This window comes from Bradyrhizobium sp. (assembly GCF_004799445.1).
GTDB lineage: Bacteria > Pseudomonadota > Alphaproteobacteria > Rhizobiales > Xanthobacteraceae > Bradyrhizobium.
In genome coordinates this window covers 1-8,291 of sequence record NZ_SSNA01000080.1, presented here as the reverse complement: position 1 = coordinate 8,291, position 8,291 = coordinate 1, and the positions used below count along the sequence as shown (strand labels likewise).

8 protein-coding genes and 1 pseudogene are annotated in these 8,291 nt (G+C 64.2%); 5 read left to right on the top strand and 4 right to left on the bottom strand.

The window, feature by feature from the left end; translation table 11 throughout:
- Positions 1 to 714 (top strand): FAD binding domain-containing protein (locus tag E8A46_RS10645; RefSeq protein WP_291560287.1); only part of this gene is annotated, 714 nt, incomplete at its 5' end.
- A gap of 74 nt (positions 715 to 788) precedes the next feature.
- Here the strand turns inward: E8A46_RS10645 and E8A46_RS10640 are convergent.
- The 4 genes from E8A46_RS10640 to E8A46_RS10625 all read right to left on the bottom strand — a co-directional run bounded on the left by E8A46_RS10640 (position 789) and on the right by E8A46_RS10625 (position 4,391).
- A complete protein-coding gene (locus E8A46_RS10640; RefSeq protein ID WP_291560285.1) occupies positions 789 to 1,367 on the bottom strand; it encodes a cytochrome b in 579 nt (192 codons plus the stop codon).
- 178 nt (positions 1,368 to 1,545) lie between these two features.
- Positions 1,546 to 2,022 (bottom strand): response regulator transcription factor, encoded by a 477-nt coding sequence (locus tag E8A46_RS10635; protein WP_291560283.1) that lies wholly within the window; start codon positions 2,020 to 2,022, stop codon positions 1,546 to 1,548.
- An 89-nt stretch (positions 2,023 to 2,111) separates the two neighbouring features.
- Entirely contained in the window at positions 2,112 to 3,014 is a 903-nt protein-coding gene (locus E8A46_RS10630; RefSeq protein WP_291560281.1) for a S1C family serine protease, read from the bottom strand.
- Positions 3,015 to 3,158: 144 nt separating this feature from the next.
- Positions 3,159 to 4,391, bottom strand: coding sequence for a rhodanese-like domain-containing protein (locus E8A46_RS10625; RefSeq protein WP_291560279.1), 1,233 nt, complete (start codon positions 4,389 to 4,391; stop codon positions 3,159 to 3,161).
- Between the two features lie 798 nt (positions 4,392 to 5,189).
- On the opposite strand from E8A46_RS10625, the gene E8A46_RS10620 reads away from it, so the two are divergent.
- The 4 genes and pseudogenes from E8A46_RS10620 to E8A46_RS10605 all read left to right on the top strand — a co-directional run bounded on the left by E8A46_RS10620 (position 5,190) and on the right by E8A46_RS10605 (position 8,002).
- Positions 5,190 to 5,978: a fumarylacetoacetate hydrolase family protein gene (locus E8A46_RS10620; protein ID WP_291560278.1), complete on the top strand. Its 789-nt coding sequence runs from the start codon at positions 5,190 to 5,192 to the stop codon at positions 5,976 to 5,978.
- A gap of 16 nt (positions 5,979 to 5,994) precedes the next feature.
- Positions 5,995 to 6,699: pseudogene (locus tag E8A46_RS10615) on the top strand (alpha/beta hydrolase); the annotation flags it as partial.
- Positions 6,597 to 6,947: an alpha/beta hydrolase gene (locus tag E8A46_RS30430; RefSeq protein ID WP_363251503.1), complete on the top strand. Its 351-nt coding sequence runs from the start codon at positions 6,597 to 6,599 to the stop codon at positions 6,945 to 6,947. The pseudogene E8A46_RS10615 and the gene E8A46_RS30430, both read left to right, overlap by 103 nt.
- A 290-nt stretch (positions 6,948 to 7,237) precedes the next feature.
- Complete coding sequence (locus E8A46_RS10605) at positions 7,238 to 8,002, top strand: HD domain-containing protein (RefSeq protein WP_291560274.1); 765 nt, start codon at positions 7,238 to 7,240, stop codon at positions 8,000 to 8,002.
- Positions 8,003 to 8,291 lie beyond the last annotated feature (289 nt).

Sequence of the window (8,291 nt, the reverse complement as noted above, 5' to 3'; positions counted from 1 at the left end):
CTGGGCGCGGCCTATCCGGGTCTGACCGCAGCCGCCGCAGGACTCGCGACGCCGCAGATAAGGCATGTTGCGACGCTTGGCGGCAATCTCGCCCAGCGCTCGCGCTGCTGGTACTATCGCGACCCGCAAATTGCCTGCCTCAAGAAGGGCGGCTCGATTTGTCCGGCCCGCGGCGGCAACCACCTCTACGGCGTCGCCTTCGATCTTGGACCCTGCGTCGCACCGCATCCCTCGACGCTGGCCGCAGCCCTGATGGCCTATGACGCGACGGTCACGACCAACCTTCGCCGGCGTCTCACCATCGACCAGGTGCTCGGCGATGGCTCCGACGGCAGCGTCGACCATGCGCTGGCGCCCGGCGAAATCATCGAAAGCGTCGACCTCGGCCTTCCCGTCGCCAGCGAGCGGGCGCTCTACCGGCGGGCGATCAGCCGCAGCTACGCGGAGTGGCCGCTCGTGGAAGTCGTCGTCCGTGCCGTCATCGCGGACGGAGCGTTCAAGCTCGTCCGCATCGTGGCCGGAGGAATTGCCCCGGTGCCGATCAGGCTTCGGGCCGCCGAATCCGCCGCGCAAAGCGCGGCAGCGAACGCCGCGACCATCGCGAGCGCGGTTGCGCAATCCACGCTTGGCGCAAGGCCGCTTGCCATGACCGGTTACAAGCTCGATCTGCTTCGAGGACTGGTGCATGACCTGCTCGAAAAAGTTTCCGCATAGAGCACTTTTGCACAAAGCATGCCCATCGGAATGAATCCGCAAAAGATCACGAGCGATCAAGCTCATCGTGAGTTCTACGGCAGCATCCGTTGCAGCACGCCGTCGCGCAAGACCAGGCGGTGGAAAAGTGCGGCGCCCGCGTGCAGGCCGATGAGGGCGAGAAGGGCTCTGGCGCCGAACTCATGGGCCAGCACGAACAGGCTGCGGATGGCCGGGTTTGGCTCCAGCAGCGCCGGCACTTGCCAGACCAACAATTCGAAGGGATGGCCGCGAAACAGGACATTGCCGAGGCCGGTGATCGGCTGCACGAAAAGCAGGACGTAAAGGCCGTATTCATTGGCCTTTGCGATCGATTGCTGAAGCTTCGGCATGCTCTGCGGAAACGGCGGCAGGTCGGCGAAATTTTGCCGCCAGGCGAGGCGTGCCAATCCAACGATCCATGTCAGCACCCCCATCGTTCGGTGCGTTTCCAGAATTGCCACCGCAAGGCTGCTGTCGTGATCAAGTCCTTTGCGAACCCATGCGCTGGTAAACTGACCGAGGATGAGGAGCACCGTCAGCCAATGCAGGCCAATGCTGATGCGATCGAAACGTCTGCTTTCGACTGCCGCTTTGACGGCCTGCGTTTCGGCCGACTCTAACTCATAGGTCATGTTGATCTGCTCCAGGTTCTTCCTTCGGTCATCTATTCGATGACGAGAAGACCGGAGCGGCCGTGACTTTATTCCCCTTTCGATCGTTTGGGTATGATCCCGCTAACATCGTGCCAGACCGGGCCAGCCGTGAAGCAGGCGGGCATGCCGGAACGGCGCAACCGTTATTCCGACCTCATCACAACGTGATCGTCTCGCGGCGGCGGCGTTCGGACGCTTTCGCCACGGCTTCGGTTCTGGTGCGCGCGCCCAGCTTCCGGAACAGGGATTCGACGTGGAACTTGACGGTGTGCAACGAGATGTCCAGCCGGCGGGCAATCGCCTTGTTGGTCATGCCTTCCGCAAGGGCTGCAAGGACCTCGAGCTCGCGCGGCGTCAGAAGGGCGTGAGCTTCGCTCTCGCGCATCGCGCCAAAGCCCGCTTCCCTTTCCCTCGTCCCTGGCAAGCGGACGATCAACCCGGCGGCCACCGCGCGTATCGCCGCATCGATCTGGCTCGCATCGGCGTCGCGGGGCAGCACGCCCGCCAAGTCTTCGTCCGCGCCACCGAGGGTGACGACCGGCCGGGTTTCACCGGGCGGACCGTCGCCGTCCGCCAGCACCACATCGGCGGTGTCCCCGATGCCGACGACGATATGACCGGCTTCGGCGACCACTCTCCCGAGGGCGACACGGCGCGGCGAATCCGCGGCGTGGACCGCCACCCGCAGCCGCTCCTTTGGTGCCAGTTGGCTTGCCGCTTGGCTCATGCGGCGTGCCGTTCAGCGATGGTGGTCTGCACCGTCATGACCGCACCGCTCCTGATCAGGCGGAGCTCAGCCTTGCGCCCGATACTGTCGGCGCCGAAATGCCGGGCGATCTTCCGGAACCGGTGCGCCGATGTCCCGTCGACACTGAGGATGATATCACCGGCGACAATTCCCGCCTGCGCCGCCGGGCCGTTCTCGACCACCGACATCACCATCAGACCGCTGGACTGGTCGGCGGTGTCGCGCAGCGCGTCGGGCACCGCGACGGCCTGCAAACCGATACCAAGCCAGCCGCGCGCGATGCGGCCGTCCCGCGCCAGCTGCGGCACCACGCGTTCGAGCGTGGTGCTCGGAATGACAATGACCTGGCCGCGCGGCCCGAAGGTCGACATCCCCAAACAGCCACCCGCGGCGTCGAAAACCGACCCGCCCTCCTCGCGACGGGCAAGCCTGACATCGAGCACGATGCGCCGGTCAATGAGGCCGCCGCGGCTGGAATGCCATTCGCCGCCGGCGAGATTGACGAGCCCCAGCCGCGCGCTGGCGCCGCCGGTTCCGTCGGCGCCGATCGCAAGCGCGATGGCGCCGGTGCGCGCCTCGGCCACTGCGATCGCGGGCGATGCGATCGGTTCCGCAGGCTTCAGGATGGCGATGTTGGTGGAGGGATCGCGCCCTGCGATCCCAGCGGTCACGATCGCCCCACCGGGCGCCACCAGTTCGAACTCATCCTGGCGCGGCAGCGACTGCTCGGAGGCCACCACGATCCCGGATCGCCACACCAGGCCGGTGATATGCCGCTCGTGCGCCAGTCGGATGGCGACGACGGCACCTTTCGCGGCTTCCGCGCGCGCGGCCAGCGCATTGGAGAATTGGGCCAACAAGTCGGCTTGATCGGTCATCGGTAACTCCTATCGCTTCAAGATAGGAACGAAATTGGACGATACAGCAGCCCCAGACTATCGGCCGGACGGCCGGGTTGGTCCCGGCCATTTAACCGGGTGGCCAACGGAGCACCCTGCCGCCGCCGATCACGAAGAATCGATTCAAATGACGAAAAACCCATGCGTGGCGTCGCGCCGGAGCTGGTCGACCAGGCCATATTCCCAGTCGAGATAGGCCTGCATCGCGGCGCCATTGACATCGGTGCCCTCGTAAGGACGCCGGTAGCGGTGGGACGGATCGGGCTTTGGCCAAACCTCCGGCGGCCCGATTTGCAGCGCGCGATCATAGCCGCCATCGAGCACGAAAGCCTCCCACCCCATTTGCGCGAGCCAGGACGCCGTCATGTCGGCGCGGACTCCCATGTCGTCGGTCAGAAGGATGCGCGCCCCGCGCACCGGTGCGGCCATGTCGATCTCCTGGACCAGCTGCCCTCCGGGATAATGGCGAAAGCCTGTGATGTGACCGGCCGCATATTCTTCAACGGAGCGGACGTCGAAGCGATAGAGCGTGCGGCTTGTATCCTGCTCGAGCGCACCCGCTTCGTCCGGACTGATGTGCCGAACGCCGGCGCGGTAGGCCACCTCGCGGGCATTGGCCTTCGCGCCCTCGAACAGGCCGATCCCGCTCTGCCGGTCCGCGCCATGCTCCAGCTGCTGGCTGGCGAGCGTCCAGCCGATCGTCCCGTTGCGCAGCGCCACCACCTTGTTGGCGACGCCGGCATTGATCAGCGACTGGGTGCCGATGATCGATCGGGTGCGGCCGGCGCAATTGACGATGATGGTGGTCCCGGGATCCGGCGCCATGCGGCCCGCGCGCAGCACCAGTTCGGCGCCGGGCACGCTAACCGAGCCGGGGATGTTCATGGTGGCATATTCGTCGAACCGCCGGACATCGAGGATCCTGATATTGGCCTTGCCAGCGATCAGCGCGGCGACTTCGTCGGCGGGCAAGGACGGCGTGTGGCGGCGCGACTCGACCAGTTCGCCAAAGGCCTTGGCGTAGGAATTGACATCCTGGAAAAGCTCAAAGCCCGCCTTCCGCCAGGCCTCGAGCCCACCATCGAGCTGGCGAACGTGGCGATAGCCCAATGCCGCGAGGCGCTCCGCAGCCCAGGCAACGAGGCCTTCGCCGGCGTCGTAAAGAACGATCGGCACATCTTTGCGCGGCAGCCGCGCCTTCGCCTCGAGCGCGATCCTGTCCGCCGCCATGTTGGCGGCAAACAGGGGATGGCCGGTGGCATAGGCGGCCTCGTGCCGCAGATCGAGCAGGGCAATTTCATCGCGCCACAACAGCGCGCGGCGGACTTCTGAGGGCGTGACGGTGGGTACGGTCATAAGCGGCGGGCTGCGATGAGAATGGTGATTAACCTTGCACCGTTGCGCCGGCCGATTCAACTCAGGGCGATCAAGCGCAGGCGCTTGGTCTGGTCCGTCATTGCGAGCGAAGCGAAGCAATCCATGCATCACAACGGGAAAGAATGGATTGCTTCGTCGCTCGCGCTCCTCGCAATGACGACCAAACACGGCTTCGCGATCTCGCCGCGCCTTTCGCGCGAGGTTTTGTTTGATTTCCCGCCCTCTCCAAACAGAGGGCGCAGGGAATGCCGGGCGCCCGATGCGCCCGCCGCCGCGTGTGCAATGATAGTGGTAGAACGCACACGCGTTAGTCAGGTCACACCGGAATCACCCGGCATTCCCCGCGCAATGGTTTACGGCTTATCTCGTGCTCTCCCCGGTGATCGGCTTGTTGACACCGTCACTGGCGAAGTTACCTCCGCCAATTTGACGCCAGCGCCGAGGCGTCAGGACCACACGACTTCGCCGTCCGCGTTGGCGCCATTCGTCAAAGGCGCCGCCCACGTCCACCGCATCCCGCCCCGCGTCCGTGACGATCGCGAGCCGCCCCTCTGTGGGACGGGACGGGGCGAGTTTGTAAAGATGATTTGCCCGACGGGGAAAGCGAAATATTTTTGCGAAGCCCCCTAGACACAAACTCGCGTGACCAGCCCGTCGGGCAAATCACCTGAGGCCGCGCGAACCACAGGGGTCGAACGCCCCGAGATTCGCGCAGCCTGTTTGACCGCAGCCCCTGCTGCGCTAAGATTTGCAAAAAGGGAAAAAGGGAGAGGCTCCATGAAGGACATCGCAGCCAGGAGCGCAGCTGAAAAGCTGCTCGCCGAACACAAGGCCGGAGCGCGCTTCAGGACGTTGGGTCCGCCCGAGGGGCCCGCCACGATCGCGGACGCCTACGATATCCAGGACAAATACGTCGGCCTTCTCCAGCGCGAGCACGGCGATGCCGTGGGCTACAAGGTTGGACTGACATCGGCGACGATGCAGGCGTTTTGCGGAATCGACCATCCGATCGCGGGCGTCGTGCTCGCCAGCCGCGTGCATCGATCAGGCGCGACGATCCGGCGCTCCAGTTTCGGGCGGCTGGGCCTGGAATTTGAAATCGCCGTCCGCATCAAATCGGACGTCCCGATCACGGGCACGCCGATGACTGCCGAGATGATCGCGCCGCACATCGATGGTGTGTGCGCGGCGATCGAACTCGTCGACGATCGAAGCGCGGATTATGCCAGCCTCGACGTTCTTTCGCTGGTCGCCGACAATTCCTGGAATGCCGGCATCGTGCTGTCGGAATTTGCCACGGCATGGCCTGATCTGGAGAATGTGCCGGGGCGCGCCACCAAGGACGGTGTCGCGATCGGCGAAGGCCACGGCCGCGATATCCTCGGCCATCCCTTCAATTCGGTCGCGTGGCTCGCCACCCAGCTGGCCTCGAGGGGCGTCGGGCTGAAAGCCGGTCAGGTCGTGATGACCGGAAGCGTCATGAAAACCGTCTTTCCGGATGCGGCCGCAAGCTATCGTTTTGACCTCGAGCATATCGGATTTGTCGAGGTGCAGGTCAGAGACTAAATGAGCGCCGGGTGATATGGACGGTCAATCGTTGAATCCAAGCCTGGAGTTGTCCATGTCGGCGCGGAAGCTTAATGCATTGCTGGTCCTTGCATTGCTGTCGATCGCTCCGCTCCGCGCGCAAACGGCTTTGCCGCCGCCGCTGCCCGAGTTGAAATTCGCGGAAATCCCGGCGGCGTCGCGCGCAAACTATCTCGGCGACCGCTGGAGCTACATGGAGGCCGGACGCTCCGACGCGCCCGCTCTGGTGCTGTTGCACGGGGTCGGCGCCAATTCGATGCACTGGCGCTATCAGTTCGCGGGACTGTCGGACCGTTATCACGTCGTCGCCTGGAACGCGCCGGGATATATGCTCTCTGATGCCCTGAAGACCGACAATCCCGGCTGCGCGACGTTTGCCGACGCGTTGAATGACTTTCTCGCCGCGCTGAAGCTCGATCGCATCAACCTCGTCGGCAATTCCTTCGGCAGCCGGGTCGCGCAGTGCTTCGCCCTGCATTATCCCGGCCGCGTCATCAGGCTCGCCATGACCGGAACCGGCATCGGGCCGCACAACATGAGCGAGGAGAAGAAGAGCAGCATTATCACCACCCGCGAAGCGCAGATAGCCAAGGGCGGATATGCCTTTGGCCAGCGCGTCAACGCCCTGCTCGCCGCCAAAGCCTCGCCGCAGACTATCGAACTCGTGACAGTGTGGTGCGCGCCACCAATCCGCGTGGCTTCATGCATGGCGTCAGGCTCGGTCTGGCCGATGGCTACAGCCCCGAAGAGGTCGCCCCGAAGCTGGATTTTCCGGTGCTGCTGATTTCCGGACGCGAAGACCGGGTCAACCCGATCGACGACAACGCCGCGGTTCTGGTCAAGGCGCTGCCGCAGGGCAAACTGGAGGTCCTCGACGGCGCCGGCCACCTTCCGGAGGTCGAACTTCCCGATACCGTCAACAGGATGCTGCGCGACTTCTTTGGCTGAGCAAGCGTGCGCCACTTCCCCTGTGCTTGGCGAGCGGCTGCATGCCGGCGCCACCGCCAGCGGTTCCTGCAACACGTACCTTTGCAACCTTTCGCAGCTGAGCCGCCGAACGCAATTAAATTCCGCGTGCCTGCAAAAAATGCAGGCGCCGAGGCAAATTCGCGTGATGGCTGCCGGCGCGATCGGACGATTCTGCTAGAATGGGTTGGACTAGCGACGTCAGCTTCGATTCGGCCGTGCCGAAAATGCCGTGGCACATTGGCCGATCGCCGCACCGCGAGGAGGTCGAGATGGATGATCACGCGCCAGCCACGACATTGTCCGAACGCGCCGATGCGCTCGAAGAGCAGATGATGCACGAGCTCGAGCACATCGTCATCAAGTCGGCGCTGTTCAACCTCGCCGACGGCAAGCTGGATGACGACACCGCGGCGGTGCTGGCGCGCAATCCCGGCAAGTACCTGCTGATGCGGGAGGACCCGCGGCTTCCCAAAATGCCGGCCGAGCCGACCTTGATCGACTATTTCAGATGCCGGTTCGCCTCGACCTCTCATCTGCTGCAGAGCGCGGCGCACGCCAGGAAGGCCGGCCATGGCGAGAAGGTGATCATGGCGTGCCTGCTGCACGACATCGCGGTCGCGAGTTTCATCAGGTGCGACCACGGCTACTGGGGCGCCCAGATGATCGAGCCCTATGTCGACGAGGAGATCAGCTGGGCGGTGCGCGCCCATCAGGCGCTGCGGTTCTTTCCGGACGAATCCGTCGGCTACCAATATCCGGAGGCCTACACCAAATGGTTCGGTCCCGATTTTCAGGTCGAGCCCTATATCGTCGACGAGTACAAGCGCGCCCGCAACCACAAGCACTACATGACGTCGCGCCTGATCACCCTCAACGATCTCTATTCATTCGACCCCGACGCCAAGGTCGACCTCGACGACTTCACCGACATCATCGGCCGTCATTTCAGGCAGCCGAAAGAGGGACTCGGCCTCGACAGCAGCCCGTCAGCGCATATGTGGCGCACCATGCTGTGGCCGACCCGGTTCCTGTAGTTTTTTGGCTGAAGGGCCCGATTGAGCGACAGGCGAGAGATTTGGTTGGCTAGAAGTGCGCTCCCTCCGCGGACGGAGCGATTCAAAAGCCATCACGTTCTAGAGCGGGATGAGTTTAAGTTGGGGTGCAGCGGCGATCAGTCCACTGCTCCCTCTCCCCGCTTGCGGGGTCGAGACGAGCGAAGCTCGCTCTTAGAGGGTTGGGGTGAGGGGGACTCTCGTCAAAGCCGGACTCGCGGATAGTCCCCCTCACCCGATCACTTCGTGATCGACCTCTCCCCGCAGGCGG

Bases quoted from the DNA above. Each gene is read 5' to 3' on its own strand.
- E8A46_RS10605 (WP_291560274.1), top strand. From the start codon at position 7,238: ATGGATGATCACGCGCCAGCCACGACATTGTCCGAACGCGCCGATGCG.
- E8A46_RS10640 (WP_291560285.1), bottom strand. From the start codon at position 1,367: ATGACCTATGAGTTAGAGTCGGCCGAAACGCAGGCCGTCAAAGCGGCA.
- E8A46_RS10630 (WP_291560281.1), bottom strand. From the start codon at position 3,014: ATGACCGATCAAGCCGACTTGTTGGCCCAATTCTCCAATGCGCTGGCC.
- E8A46_RS10620 (WP_291560278.1), top strand. From the start codon at position 5,190: ATGAAGGACATCGCAGCCAGGAGCGCAGCTGAAAAGCTGCTCGCCGAA.
- E8A46_RS10625 (WP_291560279.1), bottom strand. From the start codon at position 4,391: ATGACCGTACCCACCGTCACGCCCTCAGAAGTCCGCCGCGCGCTGTTG.